The organism is Oryzobacter telluris, assembly GCF_043099285.1.
GTDB classification, from domain to species: domain Bacteria; phylum Actinomycetota; class Actinomycetes; order Actinomycetales; family Dermatophilaceae; genus Oryzobacter; species Oryzobacter telluris.
In genome coordinates this window covers 2,960,790-2,984,683 of the sequence record NZ_CP170723.1, presented here as the reverse complement: position 1 = coordinate 2,984,683, position 23,894 = coordinate 2,960,790, and the positions used below count along the sequence as shown (strand labels likewise).

The following is a 23,894-nucleotide window of genomic DNA, read 5'->3' as shown; positions in this document are numbered from 1 at the left end:
GCCTCGCGGGTCGCGCGCCGAGCGGTTGTCCTGCGGTCGGTCCGTGGAGCGGACCGCGCGCTCGGCTAGCGTGCTCGCTGTGAGCCAGCCCGTGCGCCTGCCCTTCGACCCGATCGCCCGGGCCGCGCAGCTGTGGCGGGCCCGGTGGGGGCAGGACTCGCGCGCCGTCTCGATGGCGAGCGCCACCTCGATCATGCGGGTTCAGCAGCTGCTGCTCGGCCAGTTCGACGCCATCGCGGGGCGCCACGGGCTCAGCTTCGCCCGGTACGAGGCCCTGGTCCTGCTGGCGTTCAGCCGCGAGGGACGCCTGTCGATGTCGCGGATCGGCGAGCGGCTCATGGTGCACCCCACGAGCGCCACGAACATCGTGCAGCGCCTCGTGGCCCAGGGGTTCGTCGAGCGGGTGCCCAACCCCGCCGACCGGCGCAGCGCGTTCGCCGTCATCACCGACGCGGGCCGGGAGGCGATGGAGGCGGTGACGGCCGACCTCGAGGGCGCCGACTTCGGCCTGTCGATGCTCGACGCCGAGCAGCACGAGGCCCTGTTCTCCCTGTTGCGCACGGTGCGCGTGGGAGCCCGCGACTTCGACGCCTGAGCCCCACCTGAGGGAAGGGCCCACGTGGCCTGGGTCACGATCCGTGGTCACGGGATTTGTCGCACGGCTGCGGCGTTTGTCATGGTGGAAGGCAGCCCCGTTCGCAGATCCGCGTCCGGGACGCCCCGGAACCCTCGAGGAACACCCCCATGGTCTCTGTCGTCAAGCGCCTCGTCGGTGCGCTCCTGGCCCTCGGCGGCCTCGCGCTCACCGTCGTCGGCGTCTGGTTCGCGACGCAGCTCGGCAGCTCAGGCACCGCCGAGTTCGTCGTGCGCCCGACGACGGCCGACCCCGTCGTCATCCCACCCCAGGTGCTCAACCGGGTCGACGCCGACGTGGTCGTCACGGCCACCCCGGCCAGTGGCAACGTGTGGATGGCCCTGGCCAACCCCTCCGACGCGACCGCCGTGCTCGGCGACTCCCGCCGCACCGAGGTGACCGGGGTGGACGTGCGCGACTGGCTGCTCACGACCCGCGCGAGCGGGTCTGGTGCTCCCTCCGACGCCCTGGGCGTCGCCGACCTGTGGCGCCAGCAGGACGCGGCGGAGGGGCCGGTCACGCTCACCGTCGAGCAGGACGAGGCCCCCGAGACCCTCGTCGTCACCGGTGACGGTGGCCCGCTGCGCTCGCTGACCTTCAGCGTCACCGACAAGGCGTGGTTCGTCGAGTCCGTCGTCGCCGCCCTCGTCGGGCTCTTCGTGCTCGTCGTGGGCGTGCTCCTGGCGTGGCCCCGCCGCCGCCAGCCCGCGGCCGCCGGACCGGACGTCCCGCCCGTCCCCGAGGCGCCCGACGCGCTGCCGCCGATGACGCCGATGACGCGCACCCCCTACCACCTGACCGATCCCGCCGACCCCGAGGAGGCCGCCCGATGACCACCCCCGGACCCCGTCCCCACCGCACCCCCCGCTCCAATCGCGCCCGCGCCGCCGCGCTGACCGCCGGTGCCGTCGCCGCCGCCATCGGCCTCGCCGGCTGCGGGAGCGCCGAGGCCCTCGTCGGCCTGCGCGCCGCCCCCACCGAGAAGACGGCCACCGCGCCGCTCGACACCGACGGCGCCACCGCCATCGCCACCCGGCTGCTCGCCCAGGCCGACGCGCCGGTCGAGGGCGAGGCCGCCGCGAAGCAGGCCGCCCTCGAGAAGGTGTTCACCGGCGACGCCCTCGCGCTAGCGCTGGAGGAGGCCGCCGCCCCGGCGCCCAAGGCCCCCGAGGCCGCCGCACTGGCCACGACGCCCGCGCCCACGCTCGTCGCCCAGTCGCAGGGTCGTGACTGGCCGCGCGCCATCCTCGCGGCCACGCTCGACGCCGACACCAACACCCAGTACCTGCACGTCCTGCTCTCCGAGAAGCCGGACCAGCCGTTCCGGATCGCCGCCAGCGTGCCGATGTTCCCGGGGGCCCAGCTCCCCGCCATCGGCTCGGAGGCGGCGGGTGCCCCGCTGCTCGACGCCAAGGCCGCTGCCGGCCTGCCGACCTCCCCGGAGAAGGCGGTCGGCGCCTACGCCGCCGCGCTGGCGTACCCGAAGCCGAAGGACACCACGGCCGTCGGCGTCACCGACCCGTTCGCCGAGGGCCTGGGCCGCGCCGCCGCCGCGCAGGCCAAGACGCTCGGCAAGCTCGCGACGCTGACCCAGAGCCACGAGCCCCGGATGGACGACGCCCTCACCTTCCGCCTCGCCGACGGTGGCGCCGTGACCTTCGCCCTGATGAAGCGCACCGACACCATCGCGGTCAAGCCGACCGCCAAGGCCCTCGTGCTGCCCAAGGAGTACGCCGACCTGGTGAAGAGCAAGACCGTCACCAAGCAGCTCGTCCTGAACAACCTCGAGGCCGTGGTCGTCGTCGTGCCGAAGAGCGGCGCCGCCGAGGTCATCGGGGCGAGCGAGCTGCTCGTCTCCGGCCGCGCCCGCTGAGCCACCCGGCGGGCCGCACGGTCCCGCCGGGGCCGCTGGTCACCGGCGGCCCCAGCCTTTGACAGAATCGGGCCCATGAGCGAGACCCCCCAGCCCGCGGGCACCCGCGGTGCCGTCGACCTGTCGTCCGTCAGCGGCCTGCCGAGCGCGGCGCCCGCCGGAGCCGGCGCCTCGGGCGCCCCGGAGGCGCCTGCTGCCCCTGCCGACGGCGGTCGCCCGGCCGTCCCCGAGGGTCTCGTCGTCCAGGTCGACGCCACGAACCTCCAGTCCTCGCTCAACCGCACCCTCCAGGTGCCGGGCGTCCTCGTGCTCTGGTCCTCGGCGCACCCGCAGACCCTCGAGCTCGTCGACACGGTCACCCGGGTCGCGGCCTCCCTCGAGGGCCGGGTGCTCGTCCTCGTCGCCGACCTGTCGGCCGAGCCCGAGCTGCTCCAGGCCTTCCAGCCGCTCCTCGTCCAGGCCTTCGGCCAGCCCACGGTGCCGGCCACCTTCGGGCTGCTCCAGGGCCAGCCGGTCCCGCTGTTCCCGGGGATGCAGCCCGAGTCGGAGGTGCGCGCCGTCCTCGACCAGCTGCTCCAGGCGGCGGTGCAGAACGGCATCACCGGCCGCGTCGAGCTCACCCCGGTTCCCGGCGCCCCCGAGGACGACGAGCTGCCGCCGCTGCACCAGGCGGCCTACGACGCCATCGAGGCCGGCGACTACGCCGCCGCGGTGGCCGCCTACGAGCAGGCGCTCGCCGAGAACCCCAAGGACCACGACGCCGAGCTGGGCCTGGCCCAGGTCCGCCTGCTCGAGCGTGCCGGGTCGGTCGACGTCAACGCCGCGCGTGCCGCTGCGGCCGCCGACCCCACCGACATCGACGCCGCGGTGACCGTCGCCGACCTCGACGTCCTCGGCGGCCACGTGGAGGACGCGTTCACCCGCCTGCTCGACCTCGTCCGCAGCACGGCGGGCGAGGACCGCGACCGGGTCCGCACCCACCTCCTCGACCTCTTCGCCGTCGTCGGCAACCACGACGAGCGGGTGCGCAAGGGCCGCACCGCGCTGATGAGCGCGCTGTTCTGATCGCGTGACCACCACCGTCCTCGACGGCCTCGTCCGTTTCCGGTTCGACCCGGACGACCCGAGCGTCACCGCCGTCTCCCTCGACTGCGACCGCGCCGTGCCCGGACCGCGGGCGCTCCAGCGCGACGGCGACGGGTGGCACCTCTACCTCCCGCACCCGCCGCTGCAGCGGGTCGAGTACCGCTTCACCGTGACGCGCGGCGAGCACACCGAGACGGTGCTCGACCCGGCCAACCCCCTGCGGGTACCGACCGCGTTCGGTGACCGCTCGGTCCTCGAGCTGCCCGGCTACGCCGAGCCCTGGTGGCTCTCGGCGCCGGTCGTCGAGGGGCGCACCGACGAGCTCGGCGTCGCGGGGGAGACCGCCGACGACGTCCCGATGACGGTGTGGACCCCGGAGTCGCTCGCCGACGACGAGCCGGCGCCGCTCCTCCTCGTCCACGACGGCCCCGAGTACGACGCCCTGGCCGGCATCACGACCTACAGCGGGGCGCTCGTCGCGGCCGGGGCGGTGCCGCCCCACCGGGTCGCGCTGGCGCACCCGGTGCTGCGCGACGCCTGGTACTCGGGCTCGCCGGCCTACCTGCGCACCGTCGGCGACGCGGGCCTGGACCGGCTCGGCGACCGGTACGCGGTCACCGGGCCGGTCGTCGTCGTCGGGGCGAGCCTGGGCGGGCTGACGGCCGTGCTCCTCGGGCTCCTCGCGGCACCCCGGGTCGGTGGGGTGTTCTCCCAGTCCGGCTCGTTCTTCCAGGTCCGCCACGACGACTCGGAGAGCGGGTACCCGTACTTCGGCCGCATCTCGCGCCACGTGCAGTCCGTCCTCGACATGCGCGAGGCCGAGCACCCCCTCGTCGTCGGGATGACGTGCGGCACGCTCGAGGAGAACCTCGCCAACAACCGCGACATGGCCACGGCACTGCGCCGGGCGGGCCACGAGGTGACCCTGCGCGAGGTCCCGGACCTGCACAGCTACACCGCGTGGCGCGACGCCCTCGACCCCGGGCTCACCGAGGTGCTCCAGCGGCTCTGGTGAGCGACCCCCGTGGTTGCGGGGGGAGGTGCCGGACGGCAGGGTGGGGCGCATGGAGACCCGCAGCGTCAGACTCCCCGTCCCGGGGCTCGACGCCACCCTCGAGGTCGTCCGCCACGGGTCCTGGGGCCGGCCGGTCCTGCTGTTCCCGTCGGAGGCCGGGGGCGCCCACGACGCGGAGGGCAACGGGATGCTCGACGCCGTGCGCTGGCTCGTCGACGAGGGACGGGTCAGCCTGTTCTGCGTCGACTCCCTCGACGCGTGGTCGTGGTCGAACCGCGACCTGCCCACCGAGGAGCGGGCCCGGCGCGCGGGGGCCTACGGCGCCTGGCTCTCCGAGCAGGTGCTGCCGCACGTCGTCGCGGAGACGGGTGGTCACCAGGAGGTCGTCACGGTCGGGGTCTCCCTCGGGGCGTACCACGCGGTGCACCTCACCCTGCAGCGCGCCGACGTCGCGCCCGTCGCCATCGGGCTGAGCGGCAACTACGACCCCACGACGTGGAACGGCTGGGGCGAGCTCGGCGACGCCACCTACTTCGCCAACCCCAGCGCCTACGTCCCGAACATGGAGGGCGACCACCTCGACTGGGTGCGCTCGCGCGCGTCCATCCTGCTCGTCGTCGGGCAGGGGGCGTTCGAGGAGTCGCCCACGCGGTCGTTGTCGTCCACCCGTTCCTTCGCAGAGATTCTGTCCCGCAAGGGAATTCGCCACGAGCTGGATGTGTGGGGCCATGAGAGCGCCCACGACTGGCCGTGGTGGCAGCGCCAGCTCGCGCACCACCTGCCCCGCTTCGTCTGACCTGAGGAGAACCACTGATGGCCCCCACGACCGACCACCTCGTCGGACTGCTGCTCGGCGCCGAGGAGGACTGGCCGACCGCGTTCGAGGCCATGGCCCGCAAGGTCGGGGTGCTGCGTGCCCCGGACGGCACCAGCCACACGCTCACCACCGAGCGGTTGAGCATCGAGCCGTTCAACCTGCGTGACAAGCCGCGCCAGGAGCTCGTCATCGACCGCCTCGCGCACTGGTACTACCACCCGCGCGAGTGGCTGAAGAAGATCGCCCTCATGGACGACGTGTACCTGCTCAACAGCCCGTTCACGTTCCAGTCGATGGAGAAGCACTCGGCCTACTGCGCGCTGATGCGGCTCGGGATGAAGGTCCCCGAGACCGTCCTCGTGCCGTACAAGAACCCCGTCGACAACGCCCGCTGGGCGTACACGTCGGCCAAGTACAACCGGAACTTCGACCTCGACACCATCGCCGACAGCCTGGGCTACCCCCTGTACATGAAGCCGTTCGACGGTGGCGGCTGGCGCGGGGTCTCGCAGGTCACCGACCGGGCCGACCTGCACCGCTCCTACGACGACTCCGGCGAGATGCTCATGCACCTGCAGGCGTCGGTGCCCGACTTCGAGCACTTCGCCCGCTCGCTCACCATCGGCCCCGAGACGATGGTGATGAAGTTCCAGCCGGACGAGCCGATGCACAACCGCTACGCCGTCGCCCACGGCTTCCTGTCCGAGGAGGTCGGCCGCGAGGTCGTGACCATCTCGCAGACCGTGAACGCCTTCTTCCGCTGGGAGTTCAACTCCTGCGAGATGCTCGTCAAGGACGGGGTCGTGTACCCCATCGACTACGCGAACGCGTGCCCGGACGTCGCGGTCACCTCCCTGCACTACTACTTCCCCTGGGCGATGAAGGCCCTGCTGCGGTGGACCGCGTTCTGCGTCGTCACGGGGCGCAAGCCGCGCACCCAGGTCGACACGGGTCCCTGGTTCACCGTCGCCGACGACGAGGTCCTGGACTACCAGGGGCGCCTGACCGAGTACCAGACACTGGCCGACGACTACTTCGAGACCGAGCGCTACCGCGCCTTCTGCGAGTCGGCGCTGCCCGACCTCGACGAGATGGTGCTCGAGTGGATCTCCGGCCCGGACTTCCGCAGCCTGCTGCAGTCCACGATCCAGCAGACCTACCCGCCGCACGAGTGGGAGCGCTTCGAGGCCCACTTCGGCGGACTGCTCGGGATGTGGGTCAGCGACGAGCAGACGACCCTCGGCGTGCGGGGGTAGCCGACCCCGCGGACGCCGTCAGGCCGGAGGCGCCGTGGTGCGACGGGGCACCACGGTGGCCGCCGTCCGGCGGATCCGACGGCGCCTGTCGCGGTCGGCGATGCGGTCGCAGAGCAGCTCGATGGCCGCCTGCGCCATCTCGGGCAGCCCGATGTCGACCGTGCTCAGCTCGATGCCCGGTGCCCTGCTCAGGCTCGTGTTGTCGAACCCCAGGACCGAGACGTCGCCGGGCACCGTCAGGCCGAGGTCGGCGGCGGCGCGCAGCGCTCCGAGCGCCACCGCGTCGGCGGCGCAGAAGATCGCGGTCGGCCGGTCGGGGCGCCCCAGCAGCCGGGTGGCGACCCGGAAGGCGCCGTCGGTGGTGAGGTCGTCGACGACCACCTCGGGCTCGAGGCCCGCGCCGCGCATCGTCTCGACGTAGGTGTCGCGGCGGATGCCGATAGACACCCCGTAGGTCCCTGACAGGTGGGCGATGCGCCGGTGCCCGAGGCCGATGAGGTGCTCGGTCGCGAGCCGTGCGCCCTCGACGTCGTCCTGGACCGACGCGTCGACCCGCGGCCTGATGAGGTCGAGGTTCGCGACGACGACCGAGGGGAGGCGGTCGACCGCCTCGAGGACCCCCTCGGTCGAGACCATCGACCCGACGAGGACGAGCCCGTCGACGCGCATGTTCATGAACGCGTTGACGACCCTTTCGTCGGCCCGCCGGTCGAGCTGGGCGTCGCCGAGCAGCATCGTCATGTCGCGCGCGTGGAAGCCGGCGTTGAGGGCCTCGACCATGTCGGCGTGGAAGGGCTGGCGCATGTCGTGGACCAGCACCCCCACCGTGCGCAGCGCCGTGCCGCCGAGGCGACGGGCCGCGGAGTTGGGGCGGTAGCCGAGCTCGCGGATCGCCGCCTCGACGGCCTCGCGCTTGGCGGGCCGGACGAGGGGGGAGTCGTTGATGACGAGGGAGACGAGCGACTTGGAGACCCCGGCGTGCACCGCGACATCGCGGATGGTCGGTGGTCGACCGGATCGCGTCGGCATGGGGAGTCCTTCGTCCTGGGTGTCGTGGGAAACCTACCCCCGGACCCCGGCATCGGTTCGGTGCCTCGACACGTGCTCGGTCATGGTGTGCAGCTGGTAGCGGGCCATGTCGGGGCCGTTCTCGTCCTCGGCGAAGACGCTGTTGCACATGACGGTGTCGGGGCGGTCGAGGAAGCCGATCTCGGCCAGGCCGCCGAAGAAGTCGTCCCAGTCCACGTCGCCGGCGCCGATGCGCAGGTGCTGGTGGACGCGCGCGGCGTTCCCCGGGGGGTTGGAGATGTAGCGCAGGCCGTGCGAGGCGTGGTGGTCCATGGTGTCGGCGACGTGGACCAGGCGGATGAGGTCCTTGCCGGCGCGCATGACCTCGCGCATCGGGTGGCCCATGTGGAAGCTGTGGCAGGCCACGAACACCATCCCGACGTTCGGGCTGTTGAGGCCGCGCAGGATCCGCACGGCCTCGAGCCCGTCCTCGACGAAGTCGTCGGGGTGCGGGTCGATGAGCAGGTCGATGCCCTCACGTTCGAGGATCGGCAGGAGCTCCTCCATCGAGCGGAAGAACGCGGCCTCGGACTCCTCGGCGCGTTCGGGGCGGCCGGAGAACTCGGTGCCGATGACGCGCACGTCGAGGTCGACGGCGATCTGGATCGTGCGCTTGAGGTTGCGCACGGCGGCCTGGCGGGCCCACTCGTCGGGGCCGGACCAGCGCTGCACCGGCAGCAGTGAGGCGATCCCGACACCGGCGTCGGCGCAGGCCTTGCCCAGGGCGCGGACCAGGGCGTCGTCGGCGCGGGGATGGCCGAAGAAGGGGACGAGGTCCTTGTGCGGGGTCAGCTGGATCCACTCGTACCCCAGGTCGGCCACCACCGCGGGGAAGTCCAGCAGGGAGTGGGAGTGGTGGAACGGGGTGGGGTCCTGGGCGATCTTCATCTCGGGTCCTCCTCAGGCGTAGAAGGCGGGCTTGGCGACCATCTCGACAGCGACGACGCCGTCGGCGGTGAGGGCCTTGACCCCGGCGTCACACACGCAGGCCGCGGCGTAGCCGTCCCACGAGGTGGAGCCGGTGTGCTCGCCGCGGGCGACCGCGCTGATCCACTCCTGCACCTCGGTGACGAAGGCGCCGCCGAAGCGCTCGTTGTGGTCGCGGGTGACGCCGTTGGAGGCGCGGAACCCGGTGCGGACGTCGACCGCGTTCTGGTCGGACAGGCTGACCACGCCCTTCTCGGCGACGGCCTCGCACCGGATGTCGTAGCCGTACTGGCAGTTCACGAAGACCTCGTCGTCGACGCGCACGCCGCTCTCGGTCTCCAGGACGAGGACGAGCGGGTCCTGCAGGTGCGGGAAGCGCAGGGAGGTCTTCCTCGGCCGGTCGACGCGGGCCGAGACGATCTCCTCGCCGAGCAGCCAGCGCATCGTGTCGATCTCGTGGATCGCGGTGTCGCTGATCGCCATCTCCCACGTGTAGGACTCCGGGACCGTGGGGTTGCGGTGGGCGCAGTGGACCATGAGCACCTCGCCGAGGTCCCCGGAGTCGAGCAGCGCCTTCATCTCGCGGTAGCTGCGGTCGAAGCGCCGCATGAACCCGACGGTGACCAGGCGGCGTCCGCGGGCGACCTCCGCCTCCATGATCCGCAGGGCGGCGTCGGCGGTGGGGGTCAGCGGCTTCTCGCAGAACACCGGCTTGCCCGCGGCGATGGCGGCCAGCACGTCGACCTCGTGGGCCGGCCCGTGGCTGCAGATCATCACGGCGTCCACGTCGTCGGACGCGATGAGCGCGGCCGAGGTGTCGTGGACGGTGGCGCCGATCCGCTCGGCCACGGCAGCGGCGTTCGCGGGGTCGAGGTCGCTCACCGCGACGACGCGACCGCCGGCGATGACGCTGTGGATGCGGTCGATGTGGGCCCGGCCCATGCCGCCGGGGCCGATCATGCCGATGCGAACGGTCATCGTCGCCTCTCCTGTCACTTCAGGCCCAGGCCGAGGGACGCGAGGTACTCGCGCGTCTGCACGGCGTTGGGGAGGGGGTAGTCCTTGGGGCAGCCGTACATGTCCTGCTCGCACACGACGTAGAGCTCCTTGTCGAGGTCGGCGAGCGCCTCGATGAGCTGGCCCATGTCGGGGAGCCCGGCCGGGGGAGCGACCGAGCAGCCGGCGTGCACCGCCTTGACGAACGGCCAGTCCTCGTCGTGGGCCTGCTGGACCAGTACCGGGTCCATCGCCTTGATGTGGACGTAGGAGATGCGCTCGGGGTAGGTGCGGCACAGCTCCATCGGGTCGCCGGACCCGTAGACGATGTGGCCGGTGTCGAGGCAGAAGCCGACGTACTCGGGGTCGGTCGCCTGGAAGATGCGGTCGATGTCCTCGGGCGTCTCGATGTGGCTGTCGCCGTGGGGGTGCAGAACCATCTTCAGGCCGTAGTCCTCCTTCATGATCCGGCCGAGGCGGTCGGCGTTGCGGATGTAGGTGTTCCACGACTGCGTCGACAGGACCCTCTCGTCGGTGTAGGCGCCGGTCTTCTCCTCCCGGAACATCGGCGGGAGGTGCACGACGTACTCGGCGCCGACCGCAGCGTGGGTCTGGCCGATGGAGCGGAAGAAGCGCTCGGTCTCGTCCCACGCCTCCGGCTGGTGCAGCACTCCCCAGCCGGTGCCGGCCACGACCCGGAAGCCGCGCGCGTCCATCTCGTCCTGCAGGCGGACGGGGTCGGTGGGGAAGTACCCGAAGGGGCCGGTCTCCATCACCGAGAAGCCGGCCACGGCCATCTCGTCGAGGGCGGTCTCCCACGGGACCTGCTGGTCGTCCTCGGGGAACCACACCCCCCACTGGTCGGGACAGACCCCGATCGTCAGCTTGGCGTAGCGGTCGTCGAGGGTGTTGCGCGACTTGTCGGGCATCGGGCTCATCGGTGGTCCTTCGGTCCTTCACGGGTGTGGGGGGAGGGGCGCCACCGGGCGGCGACCCCGTCGTCTGTGCTCGGTAGTTTGTCACGGTCCAAATTCCTTGTCCATATGTATTGACAACCTGTTTGGACCGGTCCTACCTTCAGTGGTGTCGACGGCGACGTGGCCGTCGGTGGAGTGGCCCAGGCCGCCTCCACACCAGGACGGTCGCCCTCCGCGTGGCCACCATTCGCGAAAGTGAGAACACAGATGTTCAAGCTCGGACTCCGATCGGGCGCCCTGGTGGTTGCCGCCGCCACGCTCCTCGCGGGATGCGGCTCCGGCGAGTCGACCTCCTCCGACGGCAGCACCACCGCCGCCCCGGTCGCCACGGCAACCGCGACGAACGCCGCCGGCGAGGCCGCCGTGAAGCCCAAGGACGGCAAGGTCCTCAAGATCGGCGTGACCTTCCCGATCCTCGACCAGTTCCTCCAGAACGTCGCCGACGGCATGACCGCCCGCGCGAAGGAGGACGGTGTCGAGGTCAACATCGTCGCGGCCCAGGAGAAGACCGACGTCCAGCTGGGCCAGGTCGAGAACTTCATCTCCCAGAAGGTCGACGGCATCCTCGTGATCCCCGTCGACACCGACGCCGCCGACCCCATGACCGAGGCCGCCAAGGCCGCGGGCATCCCGCTCGTCTACGTCAACCGCCGCCCGGCTGACCTTCCCACCGAGGTCCCCTACGTCGGCTCCGACTCGCTCGTCTCCGGCAACCTGGAGATGGAGGCGCTCGCCAAGCTCGCGAACGGCAAGGGCAACGTCGCCATCCTCCAGGGCGACCCCGCCAACGAGGCCGCCGTGCTGCGCACGAAGGGCTGCAAGGACACCGTCGCCAAGAACCCCGGCATGAAGGTGGTCAAGGAGGCTGCCGGCAACTGGCAGCGCGACAAGGGGCAGTCGATCACCGAGAACTGGATCGAGTCGGGTGACCAGATCGACATCATCTGCGCCAACAACGACGAGATGGCCCTCGGCGCGATCAACGCCCTCAAGGCGGCCGGGAAGCTCGACAAGGTCCTCGTCGGCGGCGTCGACGCGACGTCCGACGCCCTCGCCGCGATGAAGGCCGGCGACCTCGAGGTCACCGTCTTCCAGGACGCTGGAGGCCAGGGCGCCGGTGGCGTCGACAGCATCGTCCACCTCTACAACGGCGAGACGGTTCCCGGCTACGTCGACATCCCGTACCAGCTCGTCACCCCGGACAACATGGCCGACTTCGAGTGAGACCCGGGCGGGGCGGGAGTCCTCCTCCTTCGCCCGCCCCGCCCACCCCTCCCGGGGCCGGCCATCCGGTCCCACCCAGGCCTGACACGACGAGGTGACACGCATGAGCGACAACGACGTCCTTGAGATGTCGGGGATCTCCAAGGGCTTCCCCGGCGTCAAGGCCCTCTCCGACGTCTCCCTGAGGGTCCGCGCCGGTTCGGTGCACGCCCTCATGGGGGAGAACGGTGCCGGGAAGTCCACCCTGATGAAGATCCTCGCCGGGATGTTCCGCCCCGACTCCGGCACCATCCGCATCGGCGGGGAGACCGTGGAGATGCACGGGGCCGGCGACGCGCTGGCCCTGGGTGTCGCGATGATCCACCAGGAGCTCTCCCCGGTCCCCGAGCTCACCGTCGCCGAGAACATCTTCCTCGGCCGCGAGCTGCACAACCGCTGGGGCCTGGTGTCGCGCCGCGAGATGTCGCGCCGGACCCAGGAGATCTTCGACCGCTGGGACATCGGCATCGACCCTGCCTGGCAGATGAAGAACCTCTCGGTCGCCCAGATGCAGATGGTCGAGATCGCCAAGGCCATCTCGTTCGAGTCGCGCATCATCATCATGGACGAGCCGACCTCCGCCATCACCGAGCGCGAGGTGGCCCACCTGCACCGGATGATCCGCCAGCTCACCGAGAGCGGGACCGCGGTCATCTACATCACGCACAAGATGGACGAGGTCTTCGCGATCTCCGACGACGTGACGATCTACCGCGACGGGACGTACGTGGGGTCCTACCCCGCCGGCGAGCTCGACCGCGACCGCCTCATCACCTTGATGGTCGGGCGCGAGCTGACCCAGCTCTTCCCCAAGGAGGAGGCGGAGATCGGCGAGGTGGCCCTGGCGGTCAGGGACCTCAACCGCGGCGACCTCGTCCGCGACGTCTCCTTCGAGGTCCGGCGCGGGGAGATCCTCGGCATCGCCGGGCTCATGGGCGCCGGGCGCACCGAGGTGCTGGAGACCATCTTCGGCATCGCCCCCGCCGAGTCCGGGACCATCGAGGTCGACGGCCGCGAGGTCCGGGTGAGGGAGCCGCGCGACGCGATCCGGGCCGGCATCGGCATGCTCACCGAGGACCGCAAGGGCACCGGCATCATGGGCGTGCTCTCGGTGCGGGACAACATGATCATGGCCTCCCTGCCGCGCTACAGCCCCGGCGGCGTCATCAAGGTCAAGGAGATCGACCGGGTCACCAAGGAGCAGCGCGACGCGCTGGCCCTCAAGACCCCGTCGATGAACCAGCTGATCCAGAACCTGTCCGGAGGCAACCAGCAGAAGGTCCTCATCTCGCGCTGGCTGCTGACCCTCCCGGAGATCCTCATGATCGACGAGCCCACCCGTGGCATCGACGTCGGGGCGAAGTCCGAGATCCACCGCCTGATGTCGCTGCTCGCCAAGTCGGGCAAGGCCGTGGTGATGGTCTCCTCCGAGATGCCCGAGATCCTCGGCATGTCCGACCGGGTCGTCGTCATGTGCGAGGGCCGGGTCACGGGTGTCGTCGACCGGGCCGACGCGAACCAGAACCGCATCATGCAGCTCGCGACCGCGGGCGCCTCCGACCTCTCCGAGACCCCAGCCCACGAAGACGTGTGAAGGACGACGCCATGACCACCACCAGCACCCCGCCCCGCGAGGACACCACGTCCTCGGTCGACTGGGCGCAGTTCGCCCGCAAGTACGCGATCGTCGGGATCCTCGTCCTGTTCGTCGTCGTGCTCACCGTGATGACGTCCGGGACGTTCTTCCAGGCGCAGAACCTGATCAACGTGGTCCGCCAGGTCTCGGCGATCGGCATCATCGCCATCGGCATGACCTTCGTCATCATCACGCTCGGCATCGACCTCTCGGTCGGCTCGATCCTCGCGATGTCGGCCGTCGTGGCCACGTCGCTGGCCCAGCGGCCGGGCGACAACATGATGTACGCCGGGCTGAACCTGCCGATCATCCTCGCCGTCGTCGGCGGCGTGGCCGTCGGCGCCGTCCTCGGACTGACCAACGGGCTGCTCATCGCCAAGTTCAAGATCGCGCCGTTCATCGCGACGCTCGGCATGATGACGACGGCCCGCGGCCTCGCGCTCATCTACAGCGACGGCCGCCCGGTGTCCCGGCTCGAGGCGCCGTACAACTTCATCGGGCAGGGCAGCGTCGCCGGGATCCCCGTGCCGGTCATCATCTTCGGCGTCGTCGCGATCCTCGCCCACCTGGTCCTGCAGTACACCCGCTTCGGCCGCTACGTCTTCGCCATCGGTGGCAACGAGCAGGCCGCCCGGGTGTCCGGCATCAACATCAAGAAGATCACCATCGGCATCTACGTCCTCAGCGGCACCCTGGCCGGTCTGGCCGGGGTCATCCTCTCGGCGCGCATCGGGTCGGGAAACCCGCAGCTGGGCACCGGGATCGAGCTCGATGCCATCACCGCGGCCGTCATCGGCGGCACGAGCTTCAAGGGCGGCATCGGCACCATCTGGGGAACGATGGTCGGCGCCCTCATCATCGGCATCATCAACAACGGACTGGACCTGCTCGACGTCTCGCCGTTCATGCAGATGGTCGTCAAGGGCATCATCATCGTCGTCGCGATCATCATCGACGAGCGCAAGAACGCCTGACCCATCCAAGGCCGTCGTGTCTGGATCACGACGAGCGGTTCCCCCGGGAGGCTGGACCCCGGGGGAACCGCGGCGTCCTCAGAGGCGGGTCGTCCGCGTCGGACGGCGCAGCGATGGCCTTCGAGGCTGGGTCGGTCGTCACGCTCGCGCCGTGGGCGTTCCGCGTGGCGACGCTCGACACCACTCAGTAGCCGGCTCAGCCACCGAGGGCGGCGGAGACGACCTCCTTGGCCTCGGCCTGGACCTGGGCGAGGTGGTCGGCGCCGCGGAAGGACTCGGCGTAGATCTTGTAGACGTCCTCGGTGCCGCTCGGGCGGGCCGCGAACCACGCCGACTCGGTGACCACCTTGAGCCCGCCGATGGCCGCGCCGTTGCCGGGGGCCTCGGTGAGCCGCGCGGTGATCTCCTCGCCCGCGAGCGAGGTGGCGGTGACGTCGGAGGGGGACAGGGCCGCGAGCTTGGCCTTCTCCTCGCGCGAGGCGGCGGCGTCGATGCGGGCGTAGGCCGGCTCGCCGTGCCGCTCGACGAGCGAACGGTAGTGCTCGCTCGGGCTGCGGCCGGTGGTCGCCTGGATCTCCGAGGCGAGCAGGGCCAGCAGGATGCCGTCCTTGTCGGTGGTCCAGACCGAGCCGTCCTTGCGCAGGAACGAGGCTCCCGCCGACTCCTCGCCGCCGAACGGGCCGGAGCCGTCGAGCAGGCCCGGCACGAACCACTTGAAGCCGACCGGCACCTCGACGAGGCGGCGGCCGAGGTCGGCGGCGACGCGGTCGATCATCGAGGACGAGACCAGGGTCTTGCCGACGAAGCCGTCGGCCCGCCACTGCGGACGGGCGCCGCCGTAGAGGTACTGGATGGCCACCGAGAGGTAGTGGTTGGGGTTCATCAGCCCCGCGTCCGGGGTGACGATGCCGTGGCGGTCGGAGTCGGCGTCGTTGCCCGTGGCGATGTCGTACTCGGAGCGCCGTTCGATGAGCGAGGCCATCGCCGAGGGGGACGAGCAGTCCATCCGGATCTTGCCGTCCCAGTCGAGCGTCATGAAGCGCCACGTCGCGTCGACGAGCGGGTTGACGACGGTGAGGTCGAGGCGGTGGCGCTCGGCGATGGCGCCCCAGTAGTCGACGGCCGCGCCGCCGAGCGGGTCAGCGCCGATGCGCACGCCGGCGTCGCGGATGGCGTCGATGTCGAGGACGTTCGGCAGGTCGTCGACGTAGGTGCCGAGGAAGTCGTACGCCGAGACGGCAGCGCGGGCCCGGGAGAACGGAACGCGCTTCACGTCGGCGAGGCCGCCGCGGATCAGCTCGTTGGCCCGGGCGGCGATGACCTTCGTCGCGTCGGAGTCGGCGGGGCCGCCGTGCGGCGGGTTGTACTTGAAGCCGCCGTCGGCCGGCGGGTTGTGCGACGGCGTCACGACGATGCCGTCGGCGAGGCCGGCACCCGCGGGCATGCCGTCGACGCCGGTGACCTTGCCGCGGTTGGCCACGAGGATGGCGTGCGAGACCGCGGGGGTGGGGGTGTACCGGTCGGCCGCGTCGACGAGCACCGTGACGTCGTTGGCGACGAGCACCTCGAGGGCGGACGCCCACGCCGGCTCGGACAGGCCGTGGGTGTCGCGCCCGATGAACAGCGGGCCGTCGAAGCCCTGCGCCTTGCGGTAGTCGCAGATGGCCTGGGTCGTGGCGAGGATGTGCGCCTCGTTGAACGAGGTGCGCAGGCTCGACCCGCGGTGCCCCGAGGTCCCGAACGCGACCTGCTGGTCGACGTCCTCGGGGTCGGGAACGCGCGTGTAGTAGGCCGTGACCAGCGCGGCGACGTCGACGAGGTCGGACGGCTGCGCGAGCTGTCCGGCACGGGGAGAGCTCATGACGAGGCTCCTTCGAAGGAGGTGGCACCCGCTGCCGGGGCGAGGTAGACCGCGGAGAGCCGCGAGACCCCGACCGTCACCGAGTACGGCTGGTCGTTCCACGGCGTGTGCTCCGCCTCGAGGACGACGCCGGCCTGGCTGGGGGAGGAGTGCTCGTCGAACCCGACGGTGTCGAGCAGGACCTCCCAGCGTCCGGCCCTCGGCACGCCGACGCGCACCCACGCCTTGTCGTCGCCGCCGTAGTTGACGAGCGTCGCCACGACGTCGCCACTGCCGTCGGCCTCGGCGAACCGCAGGTACGACAGGATGTTGCCGGTGTTGTCGTCGGCGTCGAGCCAGCGGAACCCCGCCGGCTGGCTGTCGAGCGCCCACAGGGCCGGGTGCTCGCGGTAGACCCGGTTGAGCTCCTTGACCAGCGCGTGCACGCGGTAGTGCGCCGCGTGGTCGAGCAGCCACCAGTCGAGGGAGCGGCCGTCGGCCCACTCGCCGGGCTGTGCGAACTCGCAGCCCATGAAGAGCAGCTGCTTGCCGGGGTGGCTCCACATGTAGGCGAGGAACGCGCGCACCGTGGCGAGCTGGTCGTAGCGGTCGCCCGGGATCTTGTTGACGAGCGAGCCCTTGCCGTGGACGACCTCGTCGTGGCTGATCGGGAGCACGAAGTTCTCGCTGAACGCGTACATCAGGGAGAAGGTCAGCAGGTTGTGGTGGTACTGACGGTGGATCGGCTCCTCCTGCAGGTAGCGCAGGGTGTCGTTCATCCAGCCCATGTTCCACTTCAGCCCGAAGCCCAGGCCGCCGCTCGACGTCGACTTCGTGACACCGGGCCACGAGGTGGACTCCTCGGCGATCGTCACCGCGCCGGGGACGAGCTTGTACGAGGTCGCGTTGGCCTCCTGGATCAGGCCGATCGCCTCGAGGTGCTCGCGGCCGCCGTGGACGTTGGGGATCCACTCGCCGTCCTTGCGCGAGTAGTCGAGGTAGAGCATCGAGGCCACGGCGTCGACGCGCAGCCCGTCGATGTGGAACTCCTTGAGCCAGTACACGGCGTTGGCGACGAGGAAGTTGCGCACCTCGAGGCGGCCGAAGTCGAAGACGTGCGTGCCCCAGTCGGGCTGGTCGCCGCGGCGCGGGTCCGGGTGCTCGTAGAGGGGCAGGCCGTCGAAGCGGGCGAGGGCGAAGGCGTCGCGGGGGAAGTGCCCGGGGACCCAGTCGAGGATGACGCCGATTCCGGCCTGGTGCAGCGTGTCGACGAGGTACTTGAAGTCGTCAGGGGTGCCGAACCGCGCAGTCGGGGCGTAGTAGCCGGTGACCTGGTAGCCCCACGACGGCCCGTAGGGGTGCTCCATCACGGGGAGCAGCTCGACGTGCGTGAAGCCGAGGTCGGACACGTAGTTGACGAGGTGCTCGGCGAGGTCGCGGTACGACATCCCCTGGCGCCACGAGCCCAGGTGGACCTCGTAGACGCTCATCGGGCCCTGGTGGGGGTCGCGGCCGGCGCGCTCCTCCATCCAGGTGTCGTCGGCCCAGGCGTGCCCGGCCTCGTCGACGACCGAGCCGGTGTTGGGCGGGCACTCGGTGCGCCGCGCCATCGGGTCGGCCTTGGTGCGCACGACGTCGTCGGCGCCGCGGATCTCGTACTTGTAGATGCTGCCGACGCCGACGTCGGGGATGAACAGCTCCCACACGCCGGAGGCGCCGATGAGCCGCATCGGGTGGACGCGGCCGTCCCAGTCGTTGAAGTCGCCGATGACGCGCACCGCCTTCGCCCGCGGCGCCCACACGGCGAACGCGACACCGCGCACCGGTCCGAGCGGGCCCGGGTACTCGTGGACGCGTGCCCCCAGCACGGTCCACAGCTCCTCGTGGCGCCCCTCGTTGACGAGGTGGAGGTCGACCTCGCCCAGCGTGGGCGCGAAGCGGTAGGGGTCGTCCTGCTCGTGCTCGATGCCGTCGGCCCACGTGACGAGGAGCCGGTAGTCCATCGTCCGAAGCGCGTCGGTGCGCACGGCGGTCCACACACCCTCGGCCTCGTGCGCGAGGTCGAGCACCTCGTCGTCCTCGAAGCGCACGCGCACCGAGGTGGCGAGCGGCTTGAGGACCCGGATGCGCAGCCCCCCGTGCTCGAGGTGCTGGCCGAGGAGGTCGTGCGGCTGCTGGTGGCGGCCCTGGACGAGCGCGGTGATGGCGCCGCCGACCTCGGGGCTGGGGGTGGGAGTCACGGGGAGTCTCCTTGCGTGGGGGCGGAGGTCGAGAAGTGGGCGGTGAGGCGGCGGACCGCACCGAGGGGGATGCCGACCCAGCCCGGTCGGTTGCGGGCCTCGTAGACGACCTCGTACATCGCCTTGTCGAGCTCGAAGGCGGCGAGGAGCGCACCGAGCCGGCGCGGGTCGTCGCCGGCGCGGGCCGCGTAGCCGTCGAGGAAGGACTGCTGGGCCGACGTCACCCACGCGCGGGCGGAGGTGCCCCGCACCTGCTCGAGGGTCCCGCCGACGTAGTCGAAGCTGCGCAGCATGCCCGCGACGTCGCGGACCCACTGGTCGGGGAGCGAGCGCTCGGACAGGGGACGCAGCGGCTCGCCCTCGAAGTCGAGGAGGATCCAGCCGCGCTCGGCCGAGTGCAGCACCTGGCCGAGGTGGTAGTCGCCGTGGATGCGCTGCAGCGCAGGCCAGCTCGCGTCGGTGGCGGCGCGGTGCACGGCCTCCACGGACGAGCGGACCTCGCCGAGCTCGGGGGCGGCCTCGACCGCGGCGTCGAAGCGCGCGCGCATCTCGGCGACGATCGACGCGGCCTGGTCGTGGCTGGTCGGCTCGGTGCCGAGGGCCTCGGCCAGGGCGTGGTGCACCTCGGCCGTGGCCTCGCCGAGGTCGCGGGCGGGTCCGGAGAAGTCGCTGCCCTCCTCGGCCGCACGCAGCGCCACGCGCCACGCGTCCTCGACACCGGGGAGGAACTCCTGGCAGAACGCCAGGTGGCCGTGAGCCGGCTCGTCGCCGTCGGCGGCCGGGTGAGGCCACGCCCCGGCGACCGCGCCCACGACCGCCGGTACGCGGCGCGAGCCGGCGTCGACGAGCGCGCCCTGGAGGACGACGTCGGGGTTGTCGCCGGGGGACAGCATCCGGAAGACCTTGACGATGAGCGGGGTGTGGTGGCCGTCGGGCAGGTCGCCGTCGAGGATCACCGAGGTGTTCGACTGCTCGCCGGACAGCACGCGCGAGGTGCGGACGTGCACCTCGCGGTCCCAGCTGCCCTGCGGCACACCGGAGACCGCGGGCTCGTCGGCGTCGGAGACCGACGACGACCGCGCCGACACGCGGCCCTGGACGAGCTCGAGGAGCTGGGCGGCGTAGACCGGGTCGTGCGGGGCGTCGTACACCCAGCGGCGGCCGAGGACCGAGTGGTCCATCGTGCCGACGAGGGCGTGGTCGGCGCTGCCCAGCGGCTCGCCGCGGTAGGTGAGCGGCACCTGGTAGACGACCGTCTCGGGACCGGCCTCGTCGGCGACGATGATCGTCTCGACGCCGACCTCGCCCGCGGGGTCGTCGAGGCGCCACGCCGCGAGGCGACGCAGCCGGGGGCGTCGGCCCTTGGCCGCGTACCAGCGTTGGTCACCCATCCAGGCCTCGAGCAGCTCGACCTTGGACGGCGTGATGGTCGCGTCGTGGATCTCAGCCACGGGTGGCACCCCCGGGCGGGGGCTCGAGCGCGAGCCAGAAGAAGTCACGCGACCCGAGCGTGACGGTGATGTTGCCGTCGTCATCGACGTCGGGAAAACCGGTGCCGCCGAACAGGTCTCGCGTCCACGACCCCGCGAGGTCCTTCGGAAGCGTCAGGGTGGTGGCCTGCGGCTTCGACGACAGGTTGTTGATGCAGAGCACGGCCCGGGCCGAGCGGTCCTCGGCGTCGCGGTCGCGACGGTCCACGCGCACGAACCCGAGGACCCGGTCGTGGGTGGACTCGCACACGGTGAAGTCGCCCAGCCCGAAGACCGGGTGCTCGCGGCGGACCGAGAGCATGCCGCGCACCCAGTGCAGCAGCGAGGACCCGGTGGCCATCTGCGCCTCGACGTTGACGTGGTTGTGGTGGTAGACGAGCGACTGGATGACCGGCAGGTAGAGCTTGCCCGGGTCGGCGGTGGAGAAGCCGGCGTTGCGGTCGGGGGTCCACTGCATCGGGGTGCGCACGGCATCACGGTCGTTGAGCCAGATGTTGTCGCCCATGCCGATCTCGTCGCCGTAGTACAGGCACGGCGAGCCGGGCAGGGAGAGCAGCAGCGCGTGGATCAGCTCGATCTCCGGGCGCGAGCCGTCGAGGAGGGAGGCGAGCCGCCGCCGGATGCCGACGTTGGCCCGCATCCTCGGGTCGGGGGCGTACCAGCCGTACATCGCGGCGCGCTGCTCCGGCGTCACCATCTCGAGGGTCAGCTCGTCGTGGTTGCGCAGGAAGGTGCCCCACTGGGCGCCCGCGGGGATGTCCGGCGTCCCGGCGAGGACGTCGATGATCGGCGTCGCCCGCTCCTCGCGCAGCGCGTAGTACAGCATCGGCATCACGGGGAAGTGGAAGCACATCTGGCACTCCGGCGCCTCCTCGGTGCCGAAGTAGTCGACGACGTCGGCCGGGGGCTGGTTGGCCTCCGCGAGGAGGATGCGCCCCGGGTACTCGGTGTCGACCATCGCCCGCAGCTGGGCGAGGAACTCGTGCGTCTTGGGGTGGTTCTCGCCGTTGTGGCCCTCCTCCTCGTAGAGGTAGGGCACGGCGTCGAGCCGGAAGCCGTCGATCCCCATGTCCATCCAGAACCGGACGACGTCGAACATCGCCTCGTGGACGGCGGGGTTCTCGAAGTTCAGGTCGGGCTGGTGGCCGAAGAACCGGTGCCAGAAGAACTGCCGCCGGATGGGGTCGAAGGTCCAGTTCGACGTCTCGGTGTCGACGAAGATGATGCGGGCGTCGGTGTACTTGTCGTCGGTGTCGGACCACACGTAGAAGTCGCCGTACGGGCCCTCGGGGTCGCTGCGCGACGCCTGGAACCACGGGTGCTGGTCGCTCGTGTGGTTCATGACGAAGTCGGTGATGATCCGGATGCCGCGGGCGTGGGCCTGGTTGATCAGCTCCTTGAACTCGGGGAGCGTGCCGAACTCCGGCAGCACCTGGGTGTAGTCGGAGATGTCGTAGCCACCGTCACGCAGCGGGCTCGCGTAGAAGGGCGGCAGCCACAGGCAGTCGACGCCCAGCCACTGGAGGTAGTCGAGGCGGTTGACGATGCCCGCGAAGTCGCCCTCGCCCGAGCCGTTGCTGTCGCCGAAGGCACGCACGAGCACCTCGTAGAACACGGCGGTGCGGAACCACTCGGGGTCGTGGCGCAGGCCGGGCTGGTTCATGCCCAGGCCCGCGTGGCCGTGGCCCATGCCGGCGATGGCGCTCACCAGGTCCTCCTCACGGCGATGACGTGGACGGGTTCCACCTCGGGCCCGAGCCGGATGTAGTTGTCGCGCTGCCAGGTCCAGTCCTGCTCGGAGACCAGGTCGCGGGCGGTGAAGGAGTCACCGGACTCGAGGCCGAGGGCCGCCATGTCGAGCCGCAGCGTCGTGGCCCGCGTGGAGTGCGGGTCGAGGTTGGCGACGACGAGCACGACGTCGTCGGTGCCGTCGGGGAGGCGCCGGCGCTTGGAGAAGGCGAGGAAGTTCTCGTCGTCGACGTGGTGGAAACGGATGTCGCGCAACCGGTGCAGCGCCGGGTGGGCCCGACGGATCTCGTTGATGCGCGTGAGGTAGCCGGCCAGGGACTGGCCCTCTTTGGCGCCGCCCTCCTCGTAGTCCTCCCAGCGGCGGTTCTTGAACTCGTACTTCTCGTTGTCGATCTGCTCCTCGGCGCCGGGACGGGCGACGTGCTCCATCAGCTCGTAGCCGGTGTAGATCCCGTAGGTGGGGACGAGGGTGGCCGCGAGGACGGCGCGCAGCTTCCAGGCCCCGAGCCCGCCGAACTGCATGTACGGCGTGAGGATGTCGTGGGTGGTGGGCCAGAACGACGGGCGCATGTAGGTCGCGGCGTCGCCCGAGAGCTCGGTGAGGTACTCGCGCAGGTCGGCCGCGCTGTTGCGCCACGCGTAGTACGTGTAGCTCTGCTGGAAGCCGACCTTGCCCAGCGTGTGCATCATCGCGGGCTTGGTGAAGGCCTCGGCGAGCCAGATGACCTCGGGGTGGTCCTTCGCGACGTCCGCGATCAGCCACTGCCAGAACTCGACCGGCTTGGTGTGCGGGTTGTCGACGCGGAACAGCTTGACCCCGTGGTCGATCCACACCTGCACGACGCGGCGGACCTCGGCGTAGATGCCCGCGGGGTCGTTGTCGAAGTTCAGCGGGTAGATGTCCTGGTACTTCTTCGGGGGGTTCTCGGCGTAGGCGATGCTGCCGTCGGCGCGGGTGGTGAACCACTCGGGGTTCGACGTCACCCACGGGTGGTCGGGGGAGCACTGCAGCGCGAGGTCCATCGCGACCTCCATCCCGAGCCGCTCGGACTCGGCGACGAAGGCGTCGAAGTCGTCGAACGTGCCGAGGTCGGGGTGGATGGCGTCGTGGCCGCCGTCGGCGGAGCCGATGGCGTACGGGCTGCCGGGGTCCTCGGGGCGCGCGTCGAGGGTGTTGTTCGGGCCCTTCTTCGCGGCCTGGCCGATCGGGTGGATCGGGGTGAGGTAGACGACGTCGAAGCCCATCGCCGCGATGGCCGGCAGGCGCTTCGCGGCGGTGCGCAGCGTGCCGGTGGCCCAGCGGTGCTCCTTGTCGTCGTACGTGGCGCCCTCGCTGCGCGGGAAGATCTCGTACCAGGCGCCGGACAGGGCGAGCTCGCGCTCGACGAGCAGGGGCAGGTCGGCGGAGGGGGAGACCATGTCGCGCAGCGGGCGCTCGCCGAGCTCGTCCTCGACGGCGGCGTCGGTGCCGGACTTGAGCCGCACCGCCGGCGGCTTCGTCGTGTCGCGCAGCCCGGTGACCGCGGCGGTGAGGACCGCCTTCTGCTCGGTCGTGCGGGTGACCTCGGCGAGGGCCCGCTCGAGGACGAGGGCACCCTCCTCGAGCATCAGCTCGGTGTCGACGTCAGCCTGCACCTTGATGGTCGCGTCGTGCTCCCAGGTGCCGTACGGGTCGGACCAGCCCTCGACCCGGTAGGACCACCAGCCGGTGCGGTCGGCGGCCACCGAGCGGACCCAGTGGTTGAGCCCGGGGTTGGTGCACGTCATCGGCAGCACGTGCTCGACACCGTCGGGGTCGGTGAGGACCACGGAGGCGTTCACGGCGTCGTGGCCCTCGCGGAACACGGTGGCCGAGACGTCGAAACGCTCGTCCACGACCGCCTTGGCGGGCCTTGCGCCGTGGTCGACCACGGGTCTGACGTCCTGGACGGGGATCCGTCCGATCGGAGCTTGCGGGGGGGCGGTCCGGAAGGCGTCGCTCACCCGACCGAACCTACACGGACAGGCGCCTCGCGTTCAGCCCCACGTCTGCCCGGTGAACGGTCCCGGACGG

At 71.2% G+C, this 23,894-nt stretch carries 19 protein-coding genes; 10 read left to right on the top strand and 9 right to left on the bottom strand.

The annotated features are described in order from the left end of the window. Window positions 1-79: 79 nt before the first annotated feature. The 7 genes from ACFLFB_RS13790 to ACFLFB_RS13760 all read left to right on the top strand — a co-directional run bounded on the left by ACFLFB_RS13790 (window position 80) and on the right by ACFLFB_RS13760 (window position 6,681). The gene (locus ACFLFB_RS13790; protein ID WP_392542754.1) at window positions 80-595 is read left to right on the top strand and encodes a MarR family winged helix-turn-helix transcriptional regulator; all 516 of its coding nucleotides are present in this window, start codon (window positions 80-82) and stop codon (window positions 593-595) included. A 149-nt stretch (window positions 596-744) separates the two neighbouring features. Continuing rightward, on the top strand, window positions 745-1,467 hold the full coding sequence (locus tag ACFLFB_RS13785; RefSeq protein WP_392542753.1) for a hypothetical protein: 723 nt from the start codon (window positions 745-747) through the stop codon (window positions 1,465-1,467). Next, on the top strand, window positions 1,464-2,507 hold the full coding sequence (locus ACFLFB_RS13780; protein WP_392542752.1) for a hypothetical protein: 1,044 nt from the start codon (window positions 1,464-1,466) through the stop codon (window positions 2,505-2,507). The genes ACFLFB_RS13785 and ACFLFB_RS13780 overlap by 4 nt, the downstream gene beginning before the upstream one ends. Window positions 2,508-2,582: 75 nt before the next feature. Next, a complete protein-coding gene (locus ACFLFB_RS13775; RefSeq protein WP_392542751.1) occupies window positions 2,583-3,572 on the top strand; it encodes a co-chaperone YbbN in 990 nt (329 codons plus the stop codon). A 4-nt stretch (window positions 3,573-3,576) separates the two neighbouring features. Beyond that, window positions 3,577-4,608 carry an alpha/beta hydrolase gene (locus tag ACFLFB_RS13770; RefSeq protein WP_392542750.1) on the top strand — a complete coding sequence of 344 codons (1,032 nt, stop codon included), beginning with the start codon at window positions 3,577-3,579 and terminating at the stop codon, window positions 4,606-4,608. A gap of 49 nt (window positions 4,609-4,657) precedes the next feature. Continuing rightward, entirely contained in the window at window positions 4,658-5,404 is a 747-nt protein-coding gene (locus ACFLFB_RS13765) for an esterase family protein (protein ID WP_392542749.1), read from the top strand. Between the two features lie 17 nt (window positions 5,405-5,421). Beyond that, complete coding sequence (locus ACFLFB_RS13760) at window positions 5,422-6,681, top strand: hypothetical protein (protein WP_392542748.1); 1,260 nt, start codon at window positions 5,422-5,424, stop codon at window positions 6,679-6,681. A gap of 18 nt (window positions 6,682-6,699) precedes the next feature. Here the strand turns inward: ACFLFB_RS13760 and ACFLFB_RS13755 are convergent, their stop codons facing one another. From ACFLFB_RS13755 to ACFLFB_RS13740, 4 genes are read right to left on the bottom strand one after another with little or no spacing between them, the layout of a single operon-like run. After that, on the bottom strand, window positions 6,700-7,710 hold the full coding sequence (locus tag ACFLFB_RS13755) for a LacI family DNA-binding transcriptional regulator (protein WP_392542747.1): 1,011 nt from the start codon (window positions 7,708-7,710) through the stop codon (window positions 6,700-6,702). A gap of 33 nt (window positions 7,711-7,743) precedes the next feature. Continuing rightward, a complete protein-coding gene (locus ACFLFB_RS13750; protein WP_392542746.1) occupies window positions 7,744-8,637 on the bottom strand; it encodes a sugar phosphate isomerase/epimerase family protein in 894 nt (297 codons plus the stop codon). Between the two features lie 12 nt (window positions 8,638-8,649). Further along, window positions 8,650-9,654, bottom strand: a complete 1,005-nt coding sequence (locus ACFLFB_RS13745; protein ID WP_392542745.1) for a Gfo/Idh/MocA family protein — start codon at window positions 9,652-9,654, stop codon at window positions 8,650-8,652. A 14-nt stretch (window positions 9,655-9,668) separates the two neighbouring features. Next, window positions 9,669-10,610 (bottom strand): TIM barrel protein, encoded by a 942-nt coding sequence (locus tag ACFLFB_RS13740; protein ID WP_392542744.1) that lies wholly within the window; start codon window positions 10,608-10,610, stop codon window positions 9,669-9,671. A gap of 234 nt (window positions 10,611-10,844) precedes the next feature. Here ACFLFB_RS13740 and ACFLFB_RS13735 point away from each other — a divergent pair, with 234 nt between their 5' ends. The 3 genes from ACFLFB_RS13735 (at window position 10,845) to ACFLFB_RS13725 (ending at window position 14,522) form a co-directional block, all read left to right on the top strand. Beyond that, the gene (locus tag ACFLFB_RS13735; protein WP_392542743.1) at window positions 10,845-11,873 is read left to right on the top strand and encodes a sugar ABC transporter substrate-binding protein; all 1,029 of its coding nucleotides are present in this window, start codon (window positions 10,845-10,847) and stop codon (window positions 11,871-11,873) included. A 103-nt stretch (window positions 11,874-11,976) separates the two neighbouring features. Further along, the gene (locus tag ACFLFB_RS13730) at window positions 11,977-13,506 is read left to right on the top strand and encodes a sugar ABC transporter ATP-binding protein (protein WP_392542742.1); all 1,530 of its coding nucleotides are present in this window, start codon (window positions 11,977-11,979) and stop codon (window positions 13,504-13,506) included. Between the two features lie 11 nt (window positions 13,507-13,517). Further along, entirely contained in the window at window positions 13,518-14,522 is a 1,005-nt protein-coding gene (locus tag ACFLFB_RS13725; protein WP_392542741.1) for an ABC transporter permease, read from the top strand. Window positions 14,523-14,718: 196 nt separating this feature from the next. Here the strand turns inward: ACFLFB_RS13725 and pgm are convergent, their stop codons facing one another. The 5 genes from pgm to ACFLFB_RS13700 are packed head-to-tail and all read right to left on the bottom strand — an operon-like array spanning window position 14,719 to window position 23,824. Beyond that, on the bottom strand, window positions 14,719-16,383 hold the full coding sequence (gene pgm / locus ACFLFB_RS13720) for a phosphoglucomutase (alpha-D-glucose-1,6-bisphosphate-dependent) (protein ID WP_392542740.1): 1,665 nt from the start codon (window positions 16,381-16,383) through the stop codon (window positions 14,719-14,721). Next, complete coding sequence (glgB, locus tag ACFLFB_RS13715; RefSeq protein ID WP_392542739.1) at window positions 16,380-18,602, bottom strand: 1,4-alpha-glucan branching protein GlgB; 2,223 nt, start codon at window positions 18,600-18,602, stop codon at window positions 16,380-16,382. Before glgB ends, pgm begins: the two co-directional genes overlap by 4 nt. Then, window positions 18,599-20,053 carry a maltokinase N-terminal cap-like domain-containing protein gene (locus ACFLFB_RS13710; protein ID WP_392542738.1) on the bottom strand — a complete coding sequence of 485 codons (1,455 nt, stop codon included), beginning with the start codon at window positions 20,051-20,053 and terminating at the stop codon, window positions 18,599-18,601. Before ACFLFB_RS13710 ends, glgB begins: the two co-directional genes overlap by 4 nt. Beyond that, entirely contained in the window at window positions 20,046-21,782 is a 1,737-nt protein-coding gene (treS, locus tag ACFLFB_RS13705) for a maltose alpha-D-glucosyltransferase (protein ID WP_392545424.1), read from the bottom strand. The genes ACFLFB_RS13710 and treS overlap by 8 nt, the downstream gene beginning before the upstream one ends. A gap of 14 nt (window positions 21,783-21,796) precedes the next feature. Next, complete coding sequence (locus tag ACFLFB_RS13700) at window positions 21,797-23,824, bottom strand: maltotransferase domain-containing protein (RefSeq protein WP_392542737.1); 2,028 nt, start codon at window positions 23,822-23,824, stop codon at window positions 21,797-21,799. Window positions 23,825-23,894 lie beyond the last annotated feature (70 nt).